This window comes from Polaromonas sp. JS666 (assembly GCF_000013865.1).
GTDB lineage: Bacteria > Pseudomonadota > Gammaproteobacteria > Burkholderiales > Burkholderiaceae_C > Polaromonas.
In genome coordinates this window covers 356,230-380,486 of the sequence record NC_007948.1, presented here as the reverse complement: position 1 = coordinate 380,486, position 24,257 = coordinate 356,230, and the positions used below count along the sequence as shown (strand labels likewise).

Here is a 24,257-nt window from a genome sequence, read left to right as displayed (position 1 = left end):
TTCACATTGAGATTGCTAACGCTATTGACGAATGCGACCACTGCTGGTGACGATGGATAGCTCCACAAATTTCGAACCAGTGTGAGAGCCCGGTTTAAAGCCAATTGCATAGCCCCCAAGATCGAATGCCGCGAGCGCATCCAATGTTGCCATCATTGTTTGCCTGGAAACTTTGGAGCCTTGGCGACGAACGGCTTCAACGATCACTTTCCCCGCAATGTACCCTTCCATCATTGCGTAACTGACGGGCAAGCCTTTGTCTGCTGACGCAGCTACAGCATCTGCAAATTCTTTGCTGAGGCTGCTTGAGTTTTTGTAAGGGCTAGGCGTAACCTGCGCTATTGCCACGCCTTGAAGCTGCTCTTCTGTAAGCTGGCGATTCAGCTGTTCAATATCGACGCCCGAATGCGAGAAGATTTTTGCAGCACCACCTGCTGTCCTGTATTGCTCAATAAATCCTGCTGCAGCAGCGCTCGAAGTGACTAGTAAGATGGCCTGCGGAGGGCGTTTCAAGAACAACTCTACAGCGGAAGTCACCCGAGCTGTACCTGGAGAATATGATGCACGGACCGCGAATGCCACACCGGTTTTTTTTGCCAACTCGTCAGCAACTGCCACTAAGCGCGTAGCACCCGCGCCTTCTTCATAAAAGATACCGAGATCGCGGATACCTATCGTGGAGAGATGCTGCGTAATCCGGGCTATCTCCTCTGATATACCCGCCCGCACGCTAAAGAATTGGGGGTCATCAATCTGCAGTTCAGCGGTGCGGTAGCCCACCAGCGCTATCTTCTCTCTCTCCAGCAATCCAGAACCCGACAGCAATGCCAGGTTCTTGCTACCAAAAAATCCGGCCAAAATAATCGGCTTTTCATCCTCGATCAGCTTCCGAGTGACAGACACGGTGTCCTCAGCACGTCCGCCGTCATCGCGGCGAACCAAGCGAAAAGTATTTGTGGCGCCGCGGATCCTGTTTGCCGCATCAAACACCAGATTCATTCCGGCGGCATAGGCTTTAGCTTGTGGCGCTTGAAGCCCAACGAAGGGCCCCACCTGACCTACCACCAGCTCCGCCGCATGCGCTACATTGGCCAAAGACAGCGCGACAAGGACGAAAGTTGCCGTAACCCTCTTATTCAACGTAAAAATGAGGTTTGGCTTTCGGAGGCCTTGTTTCGGCACACTTGAAGTCATGACAGCTTATTCCGGTTTTGCGCCGGACTGCTTCACGATCTTGGACCAACGCACAATCTCCGAACGAATAAAGCTATCAAAATATTGTGGTGTGCTCGAGAGTTCTTCCATCCCAAGGCTTTCAAGTTTGGTTTGTACGGCCGAGGTCTTGAATGCGGCTGTTGATTCACTGTTCAGCCTCTTCACAATGTCAGCTGGAGTTCCCGCTGGTGCAGCCAAGCCAAACCAAGCTGAAACGTCGTAGCCAGGCAATCCCTGAGAAGCGAGCGGAGGTGCCAAGTCTCGCCATGCCGGCGCGGATTTATTAGCTGTTACCCCGATCGCCTTCAGTTTTCCAGCTTTAACTTGCTGCAGTGCAACGGGGATGCTTGCGAAGCTCATAACCACCTGACCGCTCAGCATTGCATTCAAGCTTTCCGGCGCACTCTTGAAGGGAATGTGCGTCAACTTGATTCCTGCCTCCGCCGCCATGATTTCCGCAGCGAGGTGTTGAGAGGTTCCGGTACCGCCAGAGGAATATGTCAAGCCATCTGGCGTTTTCTTTGCCAAAGCTATGAGCTCCTGCAGATTGTTTACAGGCAAGGACGGCGACACGACCAAAACATTCGGATTGCTTGCAAGCAAACCGATGGGCGCAAAGTCCTTGACGGGGTCAAAAGGCAGCTTCACATACAGCGAAGGGTTAATTCCATGTGTGCTCACTGTCGCCATGAGAAGTGTGTATCCGTCGGGCTTGGCCTTGGCCACAACGTCGGCAGCAATATTTCCCCCTGCGCCCGGCTTGTTCTCGACGATGAAAGGTTGTCCCAGCCTCTTGCCCAACTCGTCCGCAGCAATACGCGCCAACAAGTCGGCTGAAGACCCGGCGCCAGCAGTAACAAGTATTTTGACGGGGCGAGTCGGATATGGCTGGGCCAGCGCGGGAAGCGAGAAAGCGGCAGAAATGGAAAGAAGTAGCGTTGTAAACAGTTTCATAAAGGTCTTTCAAATACACGAAGGTGATTTAACCGGCGTTGAATGCCTTGATCAGGTAGCTCCGATCAAGGTATTTAGTGGGATCGATAAGATCTTTTTGAGGTGTTCCATACTTGCTGCGCAGCTTTAATACAGTCTGAACAGACATGGGGTCAATGCGCATGTCGGCTATCAAACCCTCCTGCTCATCCAGAAGCAGGTCCAGCGCACTTGAGGCGATAGCTGTATCAAGTCCGGCAACTTTCTCCACCAGTAGTTCAACGGCAGTATTTCGGTTTCCAGGCGTGTACAACCAATCCAGCGCGGCGCGATAGCTAACAATGAATTGCAAGAGCTGACTTTCGTGGGAGCTAGCCCATGCCCGTCGTGTAGCTCCGACGGTTCCCATGTAGTGACCAAGCTGCTCTCTCACGGTTGTGAGGGCTACGAAGCCACGGTCCATGGCAAGCATCTCGTAAGGCGTCCGAAGCAGCGTCGCATCGTACTGACCTGCCATCAGTCCCAAAAATCGCTGAGCAGTGCCGCCTGCTTTGACGTATTCAATGTCCCCGTCGCGCAACCCCTCCTTTTCCAGGATTTCGCGTAGCGCAAATGCGAAACCGGTAGTCATCGCATCAACAGACACCTTTTTTCCCTTGAGTCGCTCCATGGAGGTAACCTCCCCCTTGGCGACCAGCGTAAGAAATCCACTATCTCCGCCCATGAAAGAAAAAATGTCTGGTGGCAGTTCAAGTGCTGCCTCGCCTTGCCCTTCTTGGTAGGCCACAAAATTGTCGAACCCCGCCAGCGCTATGTCGGCAGAACCCGTCATCAGCGCCTGAACGAGCGCGCCGGAATTCGGCGTAAAAGAAAGCTCGACCTGCAGGCCGTTGCTTTCGAAAAATCCAAATTTCTGTGCGACCCAAATTGGAACGTTGTATCCGCCATCAAACGCCAACACTTTCAGAACACTCGTAGCCATCTTTTTTGCTTTCCCTAGGTTTTCTATCGCGGATAAGGCATGGCAAGGAGAATGCATGCGACAAAATTTGTTCTGTTCGCAAGCGCCCGCTTCTCTCCCGCTGCAAGCCGACAGGAATCGTATTTTTTTAGAACGACTTGATCGGCCTCAGTGGAAACCGTTACCTCACCTTCAAGAACCACATAGTGCTTTTCCACCGACGAGGCGTCAAGGGAAGTCCCACCGCCCGGGAGAAGGTATGACATACCCAACCAAACCGATTCCGAGAGCCCGGCCTCGTGGCCCTGCAACCTCAGACAATGCATTGCCTCGTGATGAGGAGGGAAGTAGGCAGGGGCCCCGGAAATCCTGGTGACGTTCATGGTTGAACGACCACCCGCTCACGAGCACCAGCGAGAACGTTGCGATACCCCTGTACCGCCTTGTCCAGAGTAAACACACTGTCGCTCTCTACAGGAAACGGTTTGAGCGAACCATCGTTAAAGCCAGGAGCAAGTTCGTCAAAAATTTTGGCCCCGGCCAAGCTATCCAAGGCGAGCGTGTCGATACCCACATAGGTATGCTGGCCACGGTAAAAAGCAAAGATGTCGAACGGAACCGCTCTTTCGATGGTGGATATGAAGATTTGCCGTCCACTGATTGCAAGAGACTTGTTAGCTTGCTCAAAATACGGACTTCCAACTGTGTTGTAAATGATCGTGGCGCCTTTACCGCCGGTCTTTTCCTTGACGTATTCCGACACATCTTGTGTACTGGCATCAATCATGTCGACGTCTGCCGATGCATGTCCACGATAAGACTCTTTCCGCAACTCGACGCCGAAAACCTTGGCACCCGCGCGTGTCGCCAGCTGCGTCGTTGCTTGGCCCACCTTGCCGTTTCCTCCAAAAACGAGCACCACATCCTCTTTGGTAGGCAATCCCGCACGACGGAGACCTTCGTATGCAGTAATAAAAGGAACACCGACTGCTCCGGCCTCCAGGATTGAAACACTCTTGGGCTTTTCTCTGACGCTATCGATATCAACCAACAAATACGTCGCGTGCGTCCCGTCGCGGCGAATACCAAGTTCCCCACCACTCCCCCACACTTCCTTCCCGAGAAGACCTTTCGGCCCATCAACAACTATGCCGGCATAGTCACGTCCCGGAATTCGAGGCCATACAGCATGCGGCATCGCCCCCAATGCAGCCTTCACATCACTCGGATTGACGCCGGCGCTCAGCACCTTCACTACACATTGACCAGCTGGTGCGGAAGGCTGTTCCAGGCCCACCAACGCAAATGAGAGCGCATCAATGTTTGGCGCCTTCTCATGAACTCGAATTGCATGCATGTCTATTTTCCTTTTGAATGAAGTGATTTGGCTATTTATGGGTGTAGCGACAGGATCTGACGCGTCTCGTCGCAATTGGAAATTTGCCCGCCAAGGCTCTCCACGATGTTGCGAGCTTTCGTGACAAGCGCAGCGTTGTTCGGGGCCAGTACGCCTTTTTCTAGGTAAAGGTTGTCCTCAAAACCGACCCGAACGTGGCCACCCAGCAGATAAGACTGCGCGACCATAGGGAACTCGGAGCCTCCGATTCCAAATCCGGACCAGATCGCCCCCGATGGCAAGAGACTCTTGGCGTAGAGCATCGTTTCAGGCGTTGCAGAGAACCCATATTTCACGCCAAGGACGAGACTAAAAAGACCAGGCCCCTCCAACACACCAGCCTTGATCAAGGCATGCGCCAAGTGGATATCTCCAGAATCGAAGAGTTCAATTTCTGGCTTAACTCCAGCTTCACGAATCACCTTCGCCATGCGTGCCACATTTTTGGGGGTGTTGATGACTACTTGCTCACCGGAATTCATGGTGTTTAGATCAAGAGTGCAGATATCCGGCTTCAAAAGGGGTATGTGTACCACCCTCTTCTCCGGGACCAACAAGGTACTTCCGGGTCCCGCAACTTGGGGGTCTTCTTCACTTGGAACAAACCTTCCGCCTGGTCCAGTTGTCAGGTTGATCACCAATTTCCTATTGGCGCTACGGATCCTCGACATGACGTCGCGGTAGTACTCAACCTCCATCGACGGCTTGCCGGTTTTCGGATCACGTACGTGTATGTGCACAATCGACGCTCCCGCCTCTGCGGCCTCCAGAGAGGCTGTCGAAATTTGTTCTGGCGTGATGGGCAAGCCGGGATGTTGATCCGGCGTCGTGATGTTTCCTGTGACTGCACAGGTAATGATGGTTTTATGAGCCATGGATTTGTCTATTAGGGTGTTCCGAGGTGACGACCACCATCCACCTGCAAAACAGTTCCGGTGGAGAATTTCAAAGTTGTGGCGCATGCTTCGATAGCCGCAGCAATGTCCTCCGTAGAACCTATGCGCCTAAGCGGGGTCGTAACGGCCTGCTTGTCATTCCAGGCTTGATCGCGCCCTGGTACAAACGTCGTGTCGACCACGCCTGGAGATACGTTCATGACGCGAATATCCGGAGCCAGCGCTCGCCCCAAACAGGAGGCCATGACGTCGATCCCTGCTTTGAGCGCGCAGTACGCGACATTACTGCCGACCCCGGTCGTCGCAGCGATTGACGAGATATTCACAACCAGACCTTGCCCGTTCTGACGAAGGAGGGGTGCGAATGCGCGAATGGCTGCAAATTGCCCCCTCCAGTTCACGGCAAACATCTGATCGATCAGCTCATCGGTCAATGCATCCAGATCTTTATGAGGAATTGGCTTGGTAAAGCCTGCGGCATTTACCAGGATGTCTGCCCTTCCCCATCTGGCCTGAACCGCGGACGCCGCTGCTACCAAGGTCTCGCTATCATCGATTTGAGCGAACACGCCACCGTGTCCCGCACCGGGAAGGTCGTCAGCCAGCCTTTTGAGTTCGGCATCATCTGCCCGATCTAGAAGGGCAACTCTGGCGCCCAGACGAGCAAGGCGGCCCGCTGCAGCCTTACCAATACCTCCGCCGCCACCCACGACGACAGCAACTTGGCCAGATAAAGGGAGTGTTGAAATAGTCAAAATTTGGCTCTCTATTTAATGGGGGGTTCTGGGAACTTTGAAATTCCCTCTTGCAATACGAAGTCATAGTTCAGCGAATAACAACCATCTTTTTCTTGGAACATGCCCACCAAAGCTTTGGTCACACCAAGAACGACATCAGTAGACAGATATTCAGAGTCGTCGGCAAAGACCTGCGTGATCAGTGTCTTGTGACCGGGGGCAGACACCATGAAGTGAATATGTGCCGGGCGGTATGGATGGCGCTTTTGTGCTCGCAATAACTTGCCGACCGAACCGTCTGTCGGAACCGGATAGCCAGCGGGCCTGACTGTCTTGAAAAGATATCGACCTTTGTCGTCCGTTAAGAATCGGCCGCGCAGATTCATGTCTTCTTGGGCAGCGTCTTGGTTCTCATATAGTCCCGTTGGCGAGGCCTGCCAAACGTCAACCTGCGCCTGCGTTATAGGATTACCCGCATCGTCCCTAACGTAGCCTGAAACCTCTAGAGAAGGGTGACTGGATGGCGTCCTCGCAATACTTTCCCCATTGGTACAGATTGGAGCGTCCTTACGCCAGAACGGCCCCAATAGTGCCGCTGCGGTTTGCCCATGAGCTGAGGGGTTGTTTCGTAAGGCAACCAGAGTAGACAGACCAAGCACATCAGCCGCCAGCACAACCTCGTTATGGCTATGGTGAGTTTGCTGTCCTATTTCTGTAATGAATCGCAGTCCGGCTTCAAGCTCATCTTCAGACAGATCGCATTCGCGAGCAAATGCGTGCAAATGCTGCACAGCGCACTCCATGATCCGTTTGAGGCGAGGATCCTGGGTGTCGGACATTGCGGCAATTACAAACCGGGTGACGCTTGCTTCGCTATCAATAAGGTGGTGGTTCATTTAAATCAATCTTTCATGCAATCGTTTGCAATTTCGCCCAAATAACTAGCTCTAACGGCAGGATCAGCCTGCACTTCGCTGGCACTTCCAGACAGGGTGACCTGGCCCAAGGTCATCACATAGGCTCTGTCAGCAATAGCCAAGGCGAGGTTGGCGTTTTGCTCCACCAAAAGAATGGTGACGCCCTCGCTGCGAAACTTCACAATCGTCTGGATAACTTCATCGACGATTTTTGGGGCCAGACCCAGAGACGGCTCATCCAGAAGAAGAAGCCTCGGGCGAGTCATCATGGCTCGACCCAGCGCGAGCATTTGCTGCTCTCCGCCAGACAGAGTTCCCGCCGCCTGATGGCGTCTCTCAGCAAGGCGTGGAAACATCGAAAAAGCGCGGTCGAGGTCTTCCGCAATGACCTGCTTTCGACGATTCAAATAAGCGCCCACTTTGAGGTTGTCCTCAACACTCAGCAAGGGAAATACATGCCGCCCTTCGGGCACGTGGGCAATACCAAGTTTCACCACGTCCTGTGGCTGCTTTGATCCCACCGCAATTCCATCAAACTCAATGGTCCCGCCTTTGACTTTGGAAAGTCCGGAGATGGTCCTGAGCAGCGTGGACTTGCCCGCTCCGTTGGCGCCGATCACGGTGACAATTTCGTTCTTCTTGACGACAAGTGAGACGCCGCGCAATGCGGGAACCTCGCCGTAGCTGACTTTCAGATCTTTAACATCAAGCATTCAGACCTCCGCGAGTTTGACCGGCCCGCCCAGATAGGCGCTAACCACCGAGGCATCGTTTTTGATTTCCGCCGGCGTACCCTCGGCCAAAACCCGCCCATAGTTGAGAACGGTGATGCGTGAGCAGGCCTTCATGATGACGTCCATATGGTGCTCGACCAGTACAACCGTCATATCCGTTTCATTGATCTTTCGCAGAAGTTGAACCAGCTCACTGGCCTCCGTGGGGTTCAGCCCCTGCGCCGGCTCATCAAGAAGCAGAACTTTAGGTTGCGACACAATTGCCCGGGCGATCTCCAGGAGGCGCCGATGCCCGTATGCCAGAGAAGACGCCTGCAAATCGGCAACCCGGCCCAAACCGACCATTTCCAGGGCCTGGCGTGACTGCTCCAAAGCCCACCGCTCTTCCCTGCGATGCCTGGGCGTTCTAAAAATGGCGTCCAGGATGCCCGAATCCGTGGAGGAATGCAGTCCGAGCACCACGTTCTCCAACACCGTCAACTCGCCGAATAGCTTGAGGTTCTGGAAGGTGCGGCGAATTCCATGTGCAGCACGCTGGTCTGCGCGCAGGTTGGAAAGCACCTTGCCTTCCATCAACATCTCTCCACTTGAGGGCGCCAAGGCGCCGCTGATCAGATTCAGCAACGTCGTTTTACCTGCGCCATTCGGCCCGATAAGCCCCCGTATTTCTCCTTTCGGAATGGCCGTCGAGACCTGATCGACCGCGAACACGCCGCCAAAGCGGCGTGTCATCGCGTTCACTTGAATTTGGGTCATTGCGGAACCTCCTGCAGATCCGCGGCTGGCGCGGCAGCTCTGAAGTAAATCCATTTACGAAAACCACTACCAATCAGGCCAGCTAGACCGCTATGGCCGAGACCCATGCAAAGGACCACCAAAGATCCAAAAATGATCATGCGGTAGTTTTCCAGGTCGCCCAGGACCTCAGGCAACAGCGTTACCGCGAAAGCGCCAAAGACGGCTCCTGCAAGGCTGCCGATCCCGCCTACCGCCACCATGATGACGATCTCAATTGACTTCCAGAAAGTGAAATCGTTGGGATTGAGGTACTGGTTGTGATAAGTGAAAAGAGCGCCGGCCCACCCGGTGAAGACCGCAGCAGTGACAAACGCCTGGCTTTTATACAAAGTGACGTTGATGCCGCTTGCACGAGCAGCATCCTCGTCAAGTTTGATCGCTTGCAGTGCACGGCCGAAGCGGCTTGAAACAAGCAAGTGAAAGGCGGCGAAGCTTCCGATGGCAACCGCCAGACACAAGTAGTAAATGCCTTGCTCACCGCCGATTGCCAACGAGCCTATCGCTGGTGGCGGTATTGAAGACAGCCCTTGTGATCCACCGGTCAGCCACTCTTCATTCAGAAACACTAAATGGATGGCGATCGTGAAACCGAGCGTTGCGACTGAAAGGTAGACCCCTTTTAGCCTGGTGATGGGAACGAGGATCAAACTGATCAGCCCGCTGACCACACCCGCAGCCACAAAGCAGACGAGGAATGGATACTGCAGCTTGACCGCAAGGATACCCGCCGTGTAAGCCCCAACCCCGAGAAAGGCCGCCTGCCCCATAGATAACAAGCCCGTGAATCCCAAAAGCAACTGAAGCGAGAGCGCAGCGATGCCGAAAATCATAGCGAGGCTAATCACGTGCAGCAGGTATTTTTGCTGGATAAAGAGTGGGATGGCGCACATGACAGCGGCAAGCGATAGCCGCCCCGCCCACAACCAGCTCGTATTGAATTTTTCTGTTGTCACAACTTACCTTTGAGGGCGGCGGAGACCCGCAAGGCCGCCAGGGGAAACCAGGAGAATGAGGATCAGGAGAATCATCCCGATTGCGTCTCGATAGGCGCTTGAGATGACAACGGAGGTCGCAGTCTCAACGAGCCCGAAAACAAGCCCGCCAAGCACCGCGCCGCCAATACTGCCCAAGCCGCCCACCGTTGCAGCGACGAAAGCCTTGATACCGACGATGAAGCCCATGCCAAAGGAGGCATAAAACATCGATCCCAACAACACCCCTGCCCCGCCCCCCAGAAGGCCTGCAATCCCATAGGTGTAGGTTGTCATTCTGCGAACATCAATACCCATCAAATAGGCAGCGTCAGCGTCCTGCGCACAAGCTTGCAGAGCCCGGCCGGTTTGCGTTTTCGAGAGGAACAGTTGCAGCACAATCATCACCATAGCGCCAAGGACAATGATCCAAATCAGCTGCGGCGGTATGTGTGCGGAACCCAGGGTGTAGGTATCCACTTCGAACAGTTTTGGATAGGCTCTAGCCTCCGACCCCCACACCAGCCGCGCGACGTTCTGCAAAACAATGGACACGCCAACGGTGGCGATAATCACGTTTGCCAACGGAGCTTTGCGGTAGTTGAGCCACCGATAGACGGTTACCTCAACCACAACGGCAACAAGTCCTCCAAAAAGCATCCCAACGAGCAGCACAACAATGAATGGAAGTTGTGCGAATTGGAGCGCCGTCAGGCCAGCCATGGCGCCAAGCATGACGACCTCGCCTTGCGCAAAATGCAAAACACCAGTAGTCCGTATGATCATGGTGAACCCCAGAGCTATCAAGGCATAGATGCACCCGATCGCGAACCCCGCTACCGCGAGCTCAGATATTTGAGATAAGTTCATCAGTCAGCCTTTTGATGCGTCACCAGTGGCGTCCATTTGGTCATTTGGATGGGGACTGCCCACATATCGCGAACTTTTTCGAAATACGGCGGGTAATAGTCCTTGGCCATCTGAACGGTTTCAAAGTGCGCCAGACTCACCCAAGTCTCGCTAACGCGAAATTTGGCCTTGTCAGCCATGTCACGGTAGATCCGGAACTCGAGGCACTCCGGCTCGCTTGCGACGACATGGCTGAATGCGGTTAGCTGCCGAAAAAATTCTTCTTCCAACTCCGGCTTGATCTGGAATTGAATTTCGACGCAAACCGGGGTGGGAGATGTCATGATCAGACGCCTTTCGCTGGCACAACCGCAACGCCCTGGATCTCGATCATCATGGTTGGGTCGGCAAATGCCGTAACGGTGATGGCCGCACTCGCAGGGAACTCGCTTCCAAAGACCTCCGCCCGGATTTCAGTCATACGGGTGGTGTTGCGCACGTCCGTCAGAAAAACCGTGACAGTGACAATGTCCTTCAAAGTGGCGCCGGCCTGCGCCAGCGTCGCTTCTATATTGCGGAAGGTTTGGCGCGTTTGAGCGTCAAAGTTGGCCGCAAGGGAATTGCCTTGATCATCCTTCTGGCCGGTGTGGCCCGCAATCCAGATCGTTTTTCCGCCCTCTGTGATCACCGCAGGAGAGAAGGCACGCGTCTTCTGCCAGGTTCCGCGGATAAATTCTTTTTTCATGACTGTTTCCTTCGTCGTTTACTTGTTGGCGTCTTGCTCTTTACCACTTGAGAGTTTGACGATCGAAGGCAGCAAGGTGGGATCGCCTTTCGCGTCAAATTTGAACTTTCCACGGGTTGAATCAAATTCCAGGCTCTTCAGGGCGTCCCTGAATTTCAGCTTATCGGTGGTAGTGCCGGATTTCTCAATCGCGAAGATGACAGCCCGCATGGCGTCATAGGCCAAGGCATGCGTGTACTCAATCTCCTTGTTGTAGGTCTTCTTGATATCCTGCGCCAAGGTGACGGCGATGTTGTTTCCGCTTTGCGTGGTCATGCTGAAAGGCACGGGATACATCATGCCGTCGCTTGCGTCCCCGGCAAGTTTGATGAAGTTGGGGTGCGAGAGTCCCTCTGAGCCGAAGTGCGGCAATGTCATGCCCTTGCGCTTGGCCTGAATCGCCACCAGCGCGCCTTCAGTGTAGCGGGACCAATCAACAAATACGTCCGGATTTTCGCTCTGAATCTTGGTCAGTTGGCTGGTGAAGTCCAAGTCACCTGGAGCGTACTTTTCCTCCGCGACGATAGTCAGTCCGGAGCTTTCAGCACGTGCCTTGAAAGCCTCAAAGCCGCCACGACCAAAATCGTCGTTCACGTACAGGTAGCCGACTTTCTTCTTGCCCGGATATTTACGGATGATGAACTCAACCAGATCTCCCGACAGCTTCGTATCGGGGATGGTTCCACGAAAGACCCATGGGTTGCCTTGGGTGGTAATCCGCTGAGCGGTACCCAACAACACGATTTGCGGCGTGCCGGTCTGAAGCGCCACTTGTGTTGCCGCAAAGCTGGCAGGGCTGGAGATGCTACCCAGCATGACCAGTACTCCATCGCTCGTGGCCAAGCGCTTGGCAACGGTTACCGATTGCTCGGGCTTGGCGCCATCGTCTCGCACTACCAATTCGATCTTTTGGCCGAGCACCCCGCCGGCATCATTTTTCTGTTTAACTGCAAGCTGAATCGCCTCCAAAGCACTCTGGCCGTACCCGGCCGCATCTCCCGTAAGAGGGACAAATACACCCACTTTCACTTGCGCTCCGGCTGAGAAGGCAAGCGCCACCCCAGCAAACATCACGCAGGCTTGTAACTTTGAGAATCTGGTCGCAAACATATCAATGGTCCTTTTTCAATTGATCGAACTTACTCAACCCCTCTTTTTGAGGAATCCCGTCACGCTCACTTTTTCATAGACACCCGCCTTCGCCAGAGGATCGGCCTCGATAAATTTCTTGGCGATACCAATCTCTTGCGCCTCGACAACCAGCAAGCTACCGATGGGTGAATTTGCATCCACCAAAGGCCCGGAAAACACGATTTCCAGCCCCCACGCTGCAGCGTTGCCCAGAAATGCGCCATGTTCTTGCGCCGCATCCGCACGCAGGGAGCCGGAATTTTTTTTATCCAGGGCATGAATTGCAAACAGCATTTACTTGCTCGATTCTGTTTCGGTAAATTTATTATGCAAACGATTGCATTAAACTGTCAATACTTTTGTGAAAGGTTTTTATGGACAACAAATCCACCTCTATTTCAAGCGATGCAAGCGATCAGCAACCGTTTGTTGTGATCGTTTCTCTCAAGGTGAAAAGTGAATATCTCGAAGAGTTTCTGAACTCTCTAAACGAGGTTCTTGATGCCATGCGGCTTGAGACCACTTTCGTAAACACAATTGCCTGCCGCAGCCCCGATGACCCGAACAGTTTTTTGTTGTTCGAGACTTGGCTGAATCGGGAGCACTTCATGACGACAGAACTGAAGCGCGCTTACCGCGTGCCCCACGAGGAGCGACTTGGCTATATGCTCCTGGAGAAGAGAGAGCTCGCCTTCTGGACACCGATAAGAGGTGATTTCTCATTCGGGAACGGCTGGATGCAGGGGACGCCGCGCTAATTAAGTTAATTGACGAGTGCTTGAAGGGAATAGCGGCCGGGGCCAATGACCACCAGCACGAGCGGAACGATTAGGTGCATCAGGGGATAGTCCCATCCCAACTTACCCGGCGCCGCAAAAGGCGCCCCCCGCTTCAGCATTGCTCCAAGTGCGCCAGCCGCAATCATCATGAGTCCCAGACCTGCATACGCAGTAAGCACACCGGCTGCGAACAGCGCGCCGCAAATGATTTGTGTGAAAACCACCACGTAGGCGACAGGAGGTGGGAGGCCCCAAGCTGCGGCAAACTGCTTGGGCCCTCCTCTCAGCTTAGAGTAGCCATGAAAGACGCTCGAGGCGCCGTAGGTGAGCCTAGTTGCAAGTATGACCAAGTCAACGGTGCTGAGGGTGTTCTGCATAGTCGTAACCGCGTGCTCACTGTAGTTAGGCGTTAAATGATGCCGCCGTTGACGCCGACAACTTGACCATTCACCCATCCGCCCTCGGGCGAGGCGAGGAATGCGACAACGTTTGCAATTTCGATCGGCTGCGCGATTCGACCCAACGGAGTGATGGTCGGCGCACTTTTCCTACCAGCTTCAGAAAGCATCTCGGTATCCGTTGGACCTGGAGCGACGGCGTTAACAGTGATTTGCCGCGATCCCAGCTCCTTTGCGAGAATCTTCGAAAACTGCTCCACTGCAGCTTTGCCGGCCACGTACAATCCGAGGCCTGGCCGGCCCGATAAAACCAGATTCGACGATATGCCAATGATCCGTCCGCCGTCTACAACTCGTCGAGCCGCTTCCGAATAAACCAAATACGTGCCCTTCGCGTTGACGGTCATTCCGGTGTCGTAATCTGCTTCCGAAGCTTCTGCAAATGGCCTCATAAGGAACGAACCGGTAACACTGACGACGACGCTTATCTTTCCAAATTTCTTTTCCGTCTCGTCAAATAGACGTTTGACGTCCGCTGCATGCGTTACATCCCCCTTGATGGCAAATGCACGGCCACCTTCGGCAATGATTTTTTCAACGGTTTCCGCAGCTTTGGTTTCGCTGTTGCCGTAGGCAATCCCAACGGCGACACCTTGGCTGGCCAACTTTTCGGCCACCGCCCTACCAATCCCGCCAGAGCCACCTGTAACAAGAGCAACGCGATCAATTCCCTTAGTCATATCAACACCTTAATTGAATCATGCAAACGTTTGCATAAACTCAATGGTAGTTCTTTCATTCGGTCCTGTCAACGACAAGTCTTATCCAACGAGGTGTGAGCCTGAGCGGCTGGGTTGGGTCGATCATTTTTCGCATGGTGATCGACGTGAACGAAACCCGTCTGCAAACAACCCCCCAACTTCAGGCCTTCCTGGCCGGCACACTGGAGGTGCGCTTTTGCGTGCCCGACAGCGATGAGGCGCGCTACGCCCACATCGTCTCGGTGGCCCAGCTCTTGGGCTATGCCCGCTTGAATCGGCCCGATAAAGGCGTGGTGCTGCGCTATCTGGGGCACACCAGCGGCTACTCGCGCACCCAGCTCACCCGGCTGCTGGCACGCGTGCTGGACGGCCAGAGCCTGCACAAGCGCTACCGCAGCCCGGCTCATGTGTTTGCGCGGCGCTACACCACGGCTGATGCCCTGCTGCTGGCCGAGGTGGACCGCGCCCACGGCACGCTGTCGGGCCCGGCCACCGTGCACTTGCTCAAGCGGGCATTGGCGCATGGCGACAGCCGCTTCGAGCGCCTGGCCGGCCTGTCGGTGTCGCACCTGTACAACCTGCGCCGCGGCAAGACCTACCAGGGCCAGCGCGTGAGCTTGACCAAGACCCGTGCGGTGGTCGACCCAATCGGCATACGGCGCGCGCCACGCCCGCAGGGCCGAGCGGGCTTCATTCGCATCGACTCGGTTCACCAGGGCGATCCGGACGGCACCAAGGGGTCTATCACGTCAATGCGGTGGACGTCGTCACCCAGTGGGAAGTCGTGGCCACCTGTGAGCGCATCAGCGAGGCCTATTTGCTGCCCGTGCTCGAGGACCTCATCGAGCAGTTTCCGCTCAAGATCCTGGGATTTCACTCGGACAACGGCAGCGAGTTCATCAACCGGGCGGTGGCGCAGCTGCTGGAGAAGCTGCGCGTGGAGCAGACCAAATCACGCGCCCGCCATTCCAACGACAACGCCCTGGCCGAGGGCAAGAACGGCGCGGTGATCAGGAAGGCCTTTGGCTATAGCCACATCCCGCAGCGCTTTGCCGCTGCCATCAACGCGTTCTGCCGCGCGCATCTCAACCCCTACGTGAACCTGCACCGCCCCTGTCTGTTTGCCAAGGAGGTGATCGATGACAAAGGCAAGATCAGCAAGACTTACCCGCACGACATGGTGAAAACCCCGCTGGAGAAGCTGGCCAGCCTGGACGGCGCGGGCAAGTTCCTGTGCAAGGGCATCACCATCAAACGTCTTCAAGAACAGGCCCATGCCCAGAGTGACCTGGACGCCGCCAACGCCATGAATGCTGCCCGCCTTAATCTCTTCGAGATGTTCCACCGACGATCCAAAACCGCCGCCTGATTCAGCCTCCCGTCCGGCCTTCGCTCAGGCTCATTACCTGATTTGGAAAATACTTCTCGACAGCTGGTAAGCTTGCATTCGTTTGCATAAATGGTTATCCGATGAATCTGAAAGAACTTGCTAAGTCCCTGGGAGTCCACGCGTCCACTGTGTCCCGAGTATTGAATCCGGCAACTCGGCACATGGTTGGAAAGGAGGTCGCTGCCAAAGTGTTAGCTGCAGCGGCCCGCCACAATTTCACGCCAAACAATGTTGCTTCGTCTCTTCGTACGCGCCGTTCCAATATTGTTGGCATCGTTCTGCCGGATATTTCGAACCCCGTTTTCCCCCCCATCCTTCTGGGCATCGAGACCGAGCTCCGAAAGCACGGCCTCGTGGCACTGCTGGCGAACGGCGGGGAAGATCCTAAGCAACAACGCACGGTGGTTGATCAACTACTGGCGCGCCAAGTCGACGCCTTGATTTTGGCGACCGCAACGCGCAAAGATCGCCTGATCGACCATTGCCTTTCCAAGAATACTGTCGTTGTCACCATCAACCGAGGCGAGGATCATGGGCGGGTATCGAGCGTCATGAACGACGAGCTGTTAGGCATGCGCTTGGCGTTTGATCATCTCGTGTCCCTTGGGCATACAGAAATCGTGCATATCGTCGGCCCGCAAAATCTCTCTACAGGCTATTTGCGTCGTGCCGGGTTCATTCAAGCTGCAGTCGCCAACGGCTGGCAAAAGAGCAAGCTCAACATGGTCGATTGCACCGCCTACACACGTGAGGCCGGCAGAGTTGCGTGCCAAACCCTCCTCAAGACTTTTCCAAAAACCACTGCCGTGCTAGCCGGCAATGACCTTGTGGCTCTAGGCTGCTACGACGTCCTCCTGGAAAAGAAGATCAAATGCCCACGGGACATGTCAATCGTGGGATACAACGACATGCCCTTCGTGGACTTGGTCTCGCCGGCGCTGACGACAGTTCGTATTCGCCACCACGAAATGGGCATTCAAGCAGCTCAGCTGATTCTCCGGCGAATCCAGCAAGGTCAAGATGGTGAAGCGGAAATTAGGCTGAAGCCCGAGCTGGTAGTTCGGCAGTCCACAAGGTCTCCACGAAAACAAGATTAGTCGGCCCTGCAAAATCGGCTTGCGGATCACGCACCGTCCATGACGCGTCCCGAAGCCGCACCTCACGCTGTCGTTGCGCCGAGGACAGAAGTGTTCAGACGCGAACCTGTGTGCGTTCATGTGCGCCAGACGACGTTGGTATGGCCTGCGCCAGCGACAACGCCGCCTGCAACAGGCAAAAAAAAAACTGTTCCCAAGTCCAGGCGAGCGATCGCGCGCAGCAGCCAGCGCAGGTTGTAGCCGGCCGCACAACTGATCGAATGCAACGCGTTGCCCAGTGCCCCCTGCAACCAGCAGCGATCCATTCGGTGATCGGACTTCAGGTGTCCGATCGCCGGCTCGACGGCCTGGCGCCGACGCAGCCACCAGTTCCAGTTGTTCGGACACGTCTTCGCCAATCTTGAGCAGATCGGCGGATCCGCATTCGGGGCAACCGCAGGCACTCTCATGCACCTGGGTTTCCCGGGGCAGGTGCTCGGGCAGCGGCTTGCGCACGCTGGACCGGCGTGCCGGGCGAGGCGGCGCACTTGCCTCTGACGCGGCTCTGTCCAGTTGCGCCTGGGTGGTCTCCAGTTCCTCGAGCAGCAGCTCCATCTGGGCGAGCTCGCCGGCCTTCCCGCTGGAGGCGCCGAACTTGTCTCGCTTGAAGCGCGCGATCTGCAGCTTGAGTTTCTCGATGAGGGTCTGCATCAGCACCACCTCGGCATCGCGCCGGCTGACGATTTGCTCGAGTTGGGCGATGCGGTCAAGGAGTTGCTGCTGCGTGGCTTGTGTCACGCCCAGAACTTTGCCAGCACGGCGCGGCCCGTGCCACGGGAGATTCACTGTCAACCGAACCGGGCCAGCAGCAGGTGCTCAGACGGCCCGCTGCGGCACCCAGGTGCGCTCGGGACGGCGCCAGTCGATGCCTTCGAGCAGCATGGACAGCTGGGCTGATGTGAGTGAGATCACGCCGGATTCGGCCTGGGGCCAGATGAAGCGGCCGCGCTCCAGGCGCTTGGCCAGCAGGCACAGGCCGTCGCCATCCCACCACAGCAGCTTGATGAGGTCACCGCGGCGGCCACGGTAGACAAAGATGTGGCCCGAGAAGGGATTCTCGGTCAGGGCGGTCTGGATCCTGGCGGCCAGGCTGTCAAAGCCGCAGCGCATGTCAGTGATGCCGGCGGCCAGCCACACCCGCGTGCCCGATGGGGGCGCGATCATGCGGTGGTGCGCAACGCCCGCACCCGGCTGCGAGCGTTGTAGGATCGACGCCGCTGGCAACGTGCACGCGCGCACCGTGCAGTTCGATAGTGATGGGAGCCGGCGCGCCCGCCAAGCTGCCAGGCGCTGGTGCGGCGGTCATCGCGGCAGCAGTATCGCAGCGCAGCACGACGGGCATCCGGTCGCCAGCGATGGTGCTGGGCGGCGCAGATGCTCGCTCGCCGATGCCGCGCTGGTGTTTGGTGATCCACTTGCGCAACAGATTGGCGTTCACGCCGGCGCGCAGGGCTGTGGCCGCCACCGATACGCCGGGCTGCAGGCACTGCTGCACCAAGGCTCGTTTGGCTTCGGGGTCGTAGATGGCGCGGCCGTTGCTCTTGCGGTCCAGCACCAGCATCGGTGCTGCTGGCGTGACGGCGGATTCGGAGGGGGTGCCTGCAGGTGTTGTCATGCAGGCCGTGCTCTCAGGTCACCTATGAGATGACAAGAACGGTACCGGGCGGACGCTTACTTGGATATCACTGTTCTAGTCACTAACAAGTTATGTCTTCGCATTTTCTGAGAAGACTTCAGCGTACTCCAGCCATGGCTGGAATGATATTGAAGCGGGTGAGAGAGCACGCCTGTTGCGTGCCACCCAAGAATTGACCCAGGTGCCGAGCTTTCGTTGACCCATGCATTGTTTATGCAAACCGTTGCCTGCAGTGGGATTGCGAGGTAATGTCCTGGGTCAGTGCGAAGTCGGAACCTGGGGGTGCGGACAAAAACTTGGACTACTTGGAGGTAGTTCATGTATTCATACGAAGATCGCATTCGAGCAGTTAGGCTCTACATAAAACTCGGGAAACGCACAGGTGCGACCATTCGGCAATTGGGTTACCCGACAAAGAATGCGCTTAAGAGCTGGCATCGAGAATACGAGCAAGGTGGCAATTTGCGGGTGGGCCATGTGCGTTCAAGATCAAAATACTCAGCCGAACAGAAAAGAGTTGCCGTCGAGCATTACCTAAACCACGATCGCTTTCTTGCTGGAACTCGAAAAGCACTGGGATATCCGTGCCGCGATACTCTCGCAGCCTGGGTCCACGAGTTGCTCCCCGAAACACGAAGAAAAGTTGTCGGCAAGGCGCAGGCCGTGCTGCTCCCCAGAGAAGCAAAGCAGGCGGCAGTCATCGAGCTGTGCACTCGGCAGGTAAGCGCGCAAGCAATTGCTCAAAAGCTTGGCGTGACTCGACCAACGTTGTACAAGTGGAAAAATCAACTACTCGGTCGAGAGGCTCCCGCATCCATGAAGCGAAGTAACGATTCCGGGTCAACTCCCAAGCCGAAAGAACTCACGGAACTACAGCAGCAAGTTGAGTTGCTCGAACGTGACATCCGGCGTTTGCAGCTTGAACATGACCTATTAAAGAAGGCCAATGAACTGTTAAAAAAAGGCCTGGGCGTCGATATGCAACTCCTGACCAACCGGGAGAAGACATTGCTGGTTGACGCCCTCAAAGAGCTCTATGCCCTGCCAGAGCTCCTTGCTCAGTTGGATCTGGCGCGCAGCTCGTACTTCTACCATCGAGCCCGTGTAAAGATGGCGGACAAGTACCTTGCAGTGCGGCAAACCCTCACCGACATCTTCGAGCTGAACCACCGCTGTTACGGCTACCGCAGGCTGCAGGCTTCGTTGACCAGGCAGTGCGTCACCATCTCTGAGAAGGTCGTGCAGCGGTTGATGAAACAAGAGAGCTTGGTCGTTGCCAAGCCTAAGCGGCGTCGGTACGGCTCCTACTTGGGCGAAATCAGCCCAGCGCCCGAGAACCTCATCAATCGCGACTTCCACGCAGCGGCCCCGAACGAGAAGTGGCTCACCGACATCACAGAGTTCCAGATCCCGGCCGGCAAGGTGTACCTATCGCCCATCATCGACTGCTTCGATGGCCTGGTCATCAGCTGGACCATTGGGACGCATCCCGACGCTGAGCTCGTCAACACGATGCTGGATGCAGCCATCGAGACGGTGGCCGGCGGCAATGACCGGCCCGTCGTCCACTCTGATCGTGGAGCACACTATCGCTGGCCCGGTTGGCTATCGAGGATCGGTGACGCGAAGTTGATTCGCTCGATGTCGCGCAAGGGGTGTTCGCCTGACAACGCGGCCTGCGAGGGTTTCTTCGGGCGATTGAAAACGGAACTGTTCTACCCTCGGGACTGGAAGACCACAACCATTGAACAGTTCATTCAGGTAGTCGATTCCTACATCCGCTGGTACAACGAGAAGCGGATCAAGATATCTCTTGGCTCTCTTAGCCCCATCGAATACCGAGAGAGTCTTGGACTTACGGCATAAACCAGTCCAAGTTTTCATCCGCACCCCCACCTGATCAATTTGGTGTCGGCGCCAACAGGATGACCACAGACGGCAGTGAACGCCGCGTTGAACGTCCTCTTCGGCACGTGTTCATCGCCCGCCTCCGAAGCGAGCGATATATCGCATATCTCCGATAAATCAACTTCATACACCAAAGCAAGTATCTTGCATAAACTTGCTTTGACATATATATTGGTGTTTCCCGATAGAGATGCACATGGACTTCCCCATCCACCTGACCAGCCAGCTTCGTGAGCACCTGCGTTCGCTCAGGAAGACGCACGGCCTAACCCAGGCCGCACTCGGACGGCTGCTCGGCGTCGGGCAGGCCCGTGTCGCGGAGATCGAAAACAATCCAGGCGCCGTGAGCGTCGACCAGTTGATGAAGGTGCTCTCAGCGCTGCGCGCCTCCCTGGTGTTGAGGGACGACGTTGTCGAGGTGGTCGCGGACCGACCGAATGCGGCAGCCTTGCATGCCACCCCCCAGGCAAGTAAGCCCAAAAAACCTGCCAAGCAACCGTCGGTCAATATCCCGCCGACGGGCCAGTGGCGCACGGTGCCCTTGACCGGAGGCGGCGGGCACCCAGCGAAGTCGGTTCTAGTCAGTCGCAGCGACACAAAAACCCCGTCGGACGCGCAAGCGCTGCGGGATGCGAATCCACACGCCGATGTCACAGCAACATCCAAGCGCAACTTCGTCATCCGGCCTAAGAAAGGCTCGTGGTGATGGCGGCGCTCAACGCGTGGATGAATGGCGAATTCGTCGGTGCCTGGCAGGTCAACCGCGGAACCCACAACTTTTCGTACGCACCGTCATGGCTGGAGTCCGAGAAATCCCGGCCGCTGTCCCTGTCTCTGCCTCTCACCCGCACCCTGGAGATCAAGGGGGAGGTCGTTGCGAACTATTTCGACAATTTGCTGCCTGACAACGACAAGATCCGCGAGCGCATCGGCCGGAGGTTCAGAACCAAGACGCTCGATGCCTTCGCCTTGCTGGAGGCCATCGGCCGTGACTGCGTCGGCGCCGTGCAGTTGCTTCCGGAAGGAACGGTGCCCGACGGGTGGAACCACGTCGAGTGCGAGCCGTTGACCGAAGAACAGGTCGCCGACGCCCTTCGCGCCGTCCCCGGCGACCCGGTTGCGCGCCAAGTGAATGAAGCCCCACCGTTCCGCATTTCCCTGGCGGGCGCCCAGGAAAAAACCGCCTTCGTGCAGGTCGACGGCCAGTGGTGCAGGCCCCTCGGGGCCACCCCGAGCACTCATATCTTCAAGCTCCCACTCGGAGTGATCGCCAACACGACCAGGGTGGAAATGTTCGACTCCGTCGAGAACGAATGGCTGTGCGCGCAGATCATCCAGGCGCTCGGGCTGCCCATGGCGCACACTGAGATGGCCATGTTTGGCGACCAGCGCGCGCTGGTCGTGGAGCGCTTCGACCGGGGATGGATGAAGGAGGGGAAGTGGATTGCCCGGCTTCCCCAGGAAGACTTCTGCCAGGCGCTGGGCCTGCCTCCCCGTCTGAAGTACGAAGACGATGGGGGCCCGTCCGTCGCCGATGGCCTCAAGCTGCTGTCTGGCAGCGCGGACGCGCAAACGGACAGAACTGCCTTCCAACTCGCCCAGTTGGCCTTCTGGCTCATGGCGGCGCCCGACGGTCATGCCAAGAACTTTTCGATCTTCCTGCGCCAAGGCAATGCCTACGACATGACGCCACTGTACGACGTCCTGTCCGTGTGGCCCTATGTGGGCAAAGGCCGCGGGCAACTGCATCTGCGCAACGCGCGTCTTGCCATGGCGCTGCGTTCAAAGAACACGCACTACGACATCCACACCATCCGCGCCCGCCATTGGCACGACCTTGCCATGAAGAACGGTGGCCCCTTCGTCTGGGAAGCGATGCTAGGCTTGGTTGATCGCGTCGTGCTGGCCCTCGACACCGTCGAGGCACAACTGCCCCAGAGCTTTCCCGAACGCATCTGGGAACCGATCTCGCAAGGAATGCGAAGTCAAGCGGAGAGATTTCTATCAGAGGCCGCCAACGTCTCCTGATCGCGAAGAACGCAGCCTCCTCGCGGCCTTCTCAGCGGTAGCCAACAGTGCCTTGGCTTTCGATGCGCTTCGCAGTTGAGCAAACGCCATGCGCTTTCCCTGGTCATGCCGAAACGGTTCATCACATTAAAAAGATTTCATACTGAGCTACAGCCGCAACGCTGGAAAATGACGAGAACCGGGGATTCACGACACTTGCGAACTCTGCAATCTCATGCGCTGTGCGTATGGTTCCCGGCGCACAGCGCGCAGGATTCTATCAGCGATGCGCCGCCTGCCCGGGATTTACAGCACCCCCGGCTATAATGCGAGGTTGCTGAGCAGACGCCTTCCTCAGCCCGCGATAGCCCCCCGATTTTTAGTTTTTTGAGGACGCCATGAGCGCTAACGATCACACCACGGCCCACGAAGAAGCCCACACCGGCCCGATCAAGACCCCACAGCAGCTGCTGGCCGCGGTTTTTTTCTCTTTCGTCATTCCCATTTTTGCCATCATCGGGCTGGTTTACTACGTGACCTCCGCCAGAGGGCCCTCAGCCGGCGCCGTTGATGCCGAAAAAGCAGTTGCGCAACGCATCCAGAAAATTGGCATGGTCGAAATCCGGGATGCCAACCGCCCCCTCAAATCGGGCGAGGAGGTCTACAAGGCGCAATGCGTTGCCTGCCACGCTGCAGGCGCAGCAGGTGCTCCCAAATTCGGCGACACGGCCGCCTGGGCGCCGCGCCTCCCAAGTGGTTTTGCGGCTCTCTGGAATTCCGCACTGAAAGGCAAGGGTGCCATGGGTGCGCAGGGCGGTGGCGACTTCGAAGACGTCGAAATCGGCCGTGCCGTGGTGTACATGGCTGCTGCTGTCGGCGGCAAATTTGCCGAGCCGGCGGCCCCGGCGGCAGCAGCTCAGGCACCGGCCGCAGAAGCTGCGGCGAGCCCACCGGCCTCCGTGGTGGCAGCGCTGGCAGCAGCCAACAAACCCGCGCAGGCGGCGGCTGGTAGCGCGCCTGCGGCAGCAGGTGCAGGCGAAGCACTGTACAAGCAGGCTTGCGTGGCCTGCCATGCCGCCGGCGTGGCCAACGCACCCAAATTCGGTGACAAGGCAGCCTGGGCACCCCGCATCAAGACCGGCCTGGACGCCCTGACTGCCAGTGTCATCAAGGGCAAGGGTGCCATGCCTCCCAAAGGCGGTTCCACAGCCGCTGACGCTGACATCCGTTCAGCCGTTGAATACATGGTGAGCGCGGCCAAATAGTCAGCGCGGCTGCCATCTCATCAAAGAGCCGGTCACTGACCGGCTTTTTTATTGGCGGGGAAAAATGCCTGTAGCTCCAACATTACAGGCGCATGCCGCTACTTTTTTGCAGCAGCTGCGGGCTGCGCACATAGCCGAATCGCACAGGCAGGTCGCGAGTGGGGAGTTCGTCGGGCACCCACAGCCCCTGTTCCACCGCATCGGCTGCGCAAGCCATGTCCTGCGTGTGGACCAGGCCGAAACCCAGGTCCGTGTCCAGGTACAGCCGGCCATGCTCGTCCACGATACAGCGCTGGACCCGGGCCGGCTGGCCGGTGTGCGCTGTCACCGCAAAGCCGGGCGCCACGTCAATGCGCCAGATCAGCGGGGTAGCTTCCAGCTCGACATAGACGCGCTGCGGGCCGTTCTGGAAAAACCACTGGCCGCCGGCATCGCTTTCGTAGTTGCGCTGGATAAAGTCAATGAGCTTGTCGTGCTTGAGCAGCGAGCCCTTGCCGGCCAAGCTGCCTGACGTCCCCGCGGATGTGAAAGGTCCGGCAGCCTGAGCCTTGTCGTCACGCATGTACCAGTTGCCGCGCGCATCCAGCCCGAGCCAGCCGTAGCAGTTGGGAACGTTGGGCCATTTCGCGATGGCCTGGCGAACAATGTCATCCAT

General features: G+C 56.7%; 29 protein-coding genes and 3 pseudogenes. 8 read left to right on the top strand and 24 right to left on the bottom strand.

Going from position 1 to position 24,257, the window contains the following annotated elements; all coding sequences use genetic code 11:
* Window positions 1-21 precede the first annotated feature (21 nt).
* Genes BPRO_RS01825 through BPRO_RS01750 form a run of 16 tightly spaced genes read right to left on the bottom strand, consistent with a single transcriptional unit; the run spans window position 22 to window position 12,616 of the window.
* Window positions 22-1,194, bottom strand: coding sequence for an ABC transporter substrate-binding protein (locus BPRO_RS01825; protein WP_011481335.1), 1,173 nt, complete (start codon window positions 1,192-1,194; stop codon window positions 22-24).
* Window positions 1,195-1,200: 6 nt separating this feature from the next.
* The gene (locus BPRO_RS01820; RefSeq protein ID WP_011481334.1) at window positions 1,201-2,169 is read right to left on the bottom strand and encodes a Bug family tripartite tricarboxylate transporter substrate binding protein; all 969 of its coding nucleotides are present in this window, start codon (window positions 2,167-2,169) and stop codon (window positions 1,201-1,203) included.
* 28 nt (window positions 2,170-2,197) lie between these two features.
* Window positions 2,198-3,130: an ABC transporter substrate-binding protein gene (locus BPRO_RS01815; protein WP_011481333.1), complete on the bottom strand. Its 933-nt coding sequence runs from the start codon at window positions 3,128-3,130 to the stop codon at window positions 2,198-2,200.
* A gap of 23 nt (window positions 3,131-3,153) precedes the next feature.
* Window positions 3,154-3,492: a cupin domain-containing protein gene (locus BPRO_RS30325; RefSeq protein ID WP_011481332.1), complete on the bottom strand. Its 339-nt coding sequence runs from the start codon at window positions 3,490-3,492 to the stop codon at window positions 3,154-3,156.
* Window positions 3,489-4,466: a quinone oxidoreductase family protein gene (locus BPRO_RS01805; protein ID WP_011481331.1), complete on the bottom strand. Its 978-nt coding sequence runs from the start codon at window positions 4,464-4,466 to the stop codon at window positions 3,489-3,491. Before BPRO_RS01805 ends, BPRO_RS30325 begins: the two co-directional genes overlap by 4 nt.
* Before the next feature lie 35 nt (window positions 4,467-4,501).
* Window positions 4,502-5,380, bottom strand: a complete 879-nt coding sequence (locus tag BPRO_RS01800) for a 3-keto-5-aminohexanoate cleavage protein (protein WP_011481330.1) — start codon at window positions 5,378-5,380, stop codon at window positions 4,502-4,504.
* A gap of 11 nt (window positions 5,381-5,391) precedes the next feature.
* Window positions 5,392-6,150 carry an SDR family NAD(P)-dependent oxidoreductase gene (locus BPRO_RS01795; RefSeq protein ID WP_041389125.1) on the bottom strand — a complete coding sequence of 253 codons (759 nt, stop codon included), beginning with the start codon at window positions 6,148-6,150 and terminating at the stop codon, window positions 5,392-5,394.
* Between the two features lie 17 nt (window positions 6,151-6,167).
* Window positions 6,168-7,034 carry a dioxygenase gene (locus BPRO_RS01790; protein ID WP_011481328.1) on the bottom strand — a complete coding sequence of 289 codons (867 nt, stop codon included), beginning with the start codon at window positions 7,032-7,034 and terminating at the stop codon, window positions 6,168-6,170.
* A 5-nt stretch (window positions 7,035-7,039) separates the two neighbouring features.
* On the bottom strand, window positions 7,040-7,768 hold the full coding sequence (locus tag BPRO_RS01785) for an ABC transporter ATP-binding protein (RefSeq protein WP_011481327.1): 729 nt from the start codon (window positions 7,766-7,768) through the stop codon (window positions 7,040-7,042).
* Complete coding sequence (locus tag BPRO_RS01780; RefSeq protein ID WP_011481326.1) at window positions 7,769-8,545, bottom strand: ABC transporter ATP-binding protein; 777 nt, start codon at window positions 8,543-8,545, stop codon at window positions 7,769-7,771. It lies immediately after the preceding gene.
* Window positions 8,542-9,540, bottom strand: coding sequence for a branched-chain amino acid ABC transporter permease (locus BPRO_RS01775; protein ID WP_049764058.1), 999 nt, complete (start codon window positions 9,538-9,540; stop codon window positions 8,542-8,544). Before BPRO_RS01775 ends, BPRO_RS01780 begins: the two co-directional genes overlap by 4 nt.
* 3 nt (window positions 9,541-9,543) lie before the next feature.
* Window positions 9,544-10,428, bottom strand: coding sequence for a branched-chain amino acid ABC transporter permease (locus tag BPRO_RS01770; protein WP_011481324.1), 885 nt, complete (start codon window positions 10,426-10,428; stop codon window positions 9,544-9,546).
* Window positions 10,428-10,751: a putative quinol monooxygenase gene (locus BPRO_RS01765; protein ID WP_011481323.1), complete on the bottom strand. Its 324-nt coding sequence runs from the start codon at window positions 10,749-10,751 to the stop codon at window positions 10,428-10,430. Before BPRO_RS01765 ends, BPRO_RS01770 begins: the two co-directional genes overlap by 1 nt.
* A 2-nt stretch (window positions 10,752-10,753) precedes the next feature.
* Window positions 10,754-11,152 carry a RidA family protein gene (locus BPRO_RS01760; protein ID WP_011481322.1) on the bottom strand — a complete coding sequence of 133 codons (399 nt, stop codon included), beginning with the start codon at window positions 11,150-11,152 and terminating at the stop codon, window positions 10,754-10,756.
* 18 nt (window positions 11,153-11,170) lie between these two features.
* Window positions 11,171-12,301, bottom strand: coding sequence for an ABC transporter substrate-binding protein (locus BPRO_RS01755; RefSeq protein WP_011481321.1), 1,131 nt, complete (start codon window positions 12,299-12,301; stop codon window positions 11,171-11,173).
* A gap of 33 nt (window positions 12,302-12,334) precedes the next feature.
* Window positions 12,335-12,616 (bottom strand): YciI family protein, encoded by a 282-nt coding sequence (locus tag BPRO_RS01750; protein WP_011481320.1) that lies wholly within the window; start codon window positions 12,614-12,616, stop codon window positions 12,335-12,337.
* Window positions 12,617-12,696: 80 nt separating this feature from the next.
* Between BPRO_RS01750 and BPRO_RS01745 the strand changes: the two genes are divergently transcribed.
* The gene (locus BPRO_RS01745) at window positions 12,697-13,080 is read left to right on the top strand and encodes a putative quinol monooxygenase (RefSeq protein ID WP_049764057.1); all 384 of its coding nucleotides are present in this window, start codon (window positions 12,697-12,699) and stop codon (window positions 13,078-13,080) included.
* Between the two features lie 5 nt (window positions 13,081-13,085).
* On the opposite strand, the gene BPRO_RS01740 is transcribed toward BPRO_RS01745, so the two are convergent.
* The 3 genes from BPRO_RS01740 to BPRO_RS30805 form a co-directional block, all read right to left on the bottom strand.
* A complete protein-coding gene (locus BPRO_RS01740; RefSeq protein ID WP_011481318.1) occupies window positions 13,086-13,478 on the bottom strand; it encodes a DoxX family protein in 393 nt (130 codons plus the stop codon).
* 32 nt (window positions 13,479-13,510) lie between these two features.
* Window positions 13,511-14,239, bottom strand: a complete 729-nt coding sequence (locus BPRO_RS01735; RefSeq protein ID WP_011481317.1) for an SDR family oxidoreductase — start codon at window positions 14,237-14,239, stop codon at window positions 13,511-13,513.
* 68 nt (window positions 14,240-14,307) lie between these two features.
* Window positions 14,308-14,973, bottom strand: a complete 666-nt coding sequence (locus BPRO_RS30805) for a hypothetical protein (protein WP_011481316.1) — start codon at window positions 14,971-14,973, stop codon at window positions 14,308-14,310.
* A 44-nt stretch (window positions 14,974-15,017) separates the two neighbouring features.
* Here BPRO_RS30805 and BPRO_RS30800 point away from each other — a divergent pair.
* The 3 genes and pseudogenes from BPRO_RS30800 to BPRO_RS01725 all read left to right on the top strand — a co-directional run.
* Window positions 15,018-15,167 (top strand): annotated as a pseudogene (locus BPRO_RS30800) (integrase); the annotation flags it as partial.
* 30 nt (window positions 15,168-15,197) lie between these two features.
* Window positions 15,198-15,629 carry a hypothetical protein gene (locus tag BPRO_RS30320; RefSeq protein ID WP_232291475.1) on the top strand — a complete coding sequence of 144 codons (432 nt, stop codon included), beginning with the start codon at window positions 15,198-15,200 and terminating at the stop codon, window positions 15,627-15,629.
* Window positions 15,630-15,730: 101 nt separating this feature from the next.
* Complete coding sequence (locus tag BPRO_RS01725; protein ID WP_011481315.1) at window positions 15,731-16,747, top strand: LacI family DNA-binding transcriptional regulator; 1,017 nt, start codon at window positions 15,731-15,733, stop codon at window positions 16,745-16,747.
* Between the two features lie 116 nt (window positions 16,748-16,863).
* On the opposite strand, the pseudogene BPRO_RS29385 reads toward BPRO_RS01725, so the two are convergent.
* The 4 genes and pseudogenes from BPRO_RS29385 to BPRO_RS27880 all read right to left on the bottom strand — a co-directional run.
* Window positions 16,864-17,112, bottom strand: a pseudogene (locus BPRO_RS29385) (hypothetical protein); the annotation flags it as partial.
* 25 nt (window positions 17,113-17,137) lie between these two features.
* A pseudogene (locus tag BPRO_RS30795) lies at window positions 17,138-17,437 on the bottom strand (IS66 family transposase); the annotation flags it as partial.
* A gap of 165 nt (window positions 17,438-17,602) precedes the next feature.
* Window positions 17,603-17,950 carry an IS66 family insertion sequence element accessory protein TnpB gene (tnpB, locus tag BPRO_RS01715; RefSeq protein ID WP_041388220.1) on the bottom strand — a complete coding sequence of 116 codons (348 nt, stop codon included), beginning with the start codon at window positions 17,948-17,950 and terminating at the stop codon, window positions 17,603-17,605.
* On the bottom strand, window positions 17,898-18,401 hold the full coding sequence (locus BPRO_RS27880; RefSeq protein WP_011481312.1) for an IS66-like element accessory protein TnpA: 504 nt from the start codon (window positions 18,399-18,401) through the stop codon (window positions 17,898-17,900). The genes tnpB and BPRO_RS27880 overlap by 53 nt, the downstream gene beginning before the upstream one ends.
* 339 nt (window positions 18,402-18,740) lie before the next feature.
* Here BPRO_RS27880 and BPRO_RS01705 point away from each other — a divergent pair, with 339 nt between their 5' ends.
* The 4 genes from BPRO_RS01705 to BPRO_RS01690 all read left to right on the top strand — a co-directional run bounded on the left by BPRO_RS01705 (window position 18,741) and on the right by BPRO_RS01690 (window position 23,602).
* The gene (locus BPRO_RS01705) at window positions 18,741-20,288 is read left to right on the top strand and encodes an IS3 family transposase (protein ID WP_011481311.1); all 1,548 of its coding nucleotides are present in this window, start codon (window positions 18,741-18,743) and stop codon (window positions 20,286-20,288) included.
* Between the two features lie 238 nt (window positions 20,289-20,526).
* On the top strand, window positions 20,527-21,036 hold the full coding sequence (locus tag BPRO_RS01700; protein WP_041389114.1) for a helix-turn-helix domain-containing protein: 510 nt from the start codon (window positions 20,527-20,529) through the stop codon (window positions 21,034-21,036).
* Window positions 21,036-22,358: a type II toxin-antitoxin system HipA family toxin gene (locus tag BPRO_RS01695; RefSeq protein ID WP_011481309.1), complete on the top strand. Its 1,323-nt coding sequence runs from the start codon at window positions 21,036-21,038 to the stop codon at window positions 22,356-22,358. The genes BPRO_RS01700 and BPRO_RS01695 overlap by 1 nt, the downstream gene beginning before the upstream one ends.
* Before the next feature lie 377 nt (window positions 22,359-22,735).
* On the top strand, window positions 22,736-23,602 hold the full coding sequence (locus tag BPRO_RS01690) for a c-type cytochrome (RefSeq protein ID WP_011481308.1): 867 nt from the start codon (window positions 22,736-22,738) through the stop codon (window positions 23,600-23,602).
* A gap of 82 nt (window positions 23,603-23,684) precedes the next feature.
* Here the strand turns inward: BPRO_RS01690 and BPRO_RS01685 are convergent, their stop codons facing one another.
* Complete coding sequence (locus BPRO_RS01685) at window positions 23,685-24,257, bottom strand: DUF2946 family protein (RefSeq protein WP_011481307.1); 573 nt, start codon at window positions 24,255-24,257, stop codon at window positions 23,685-23,687.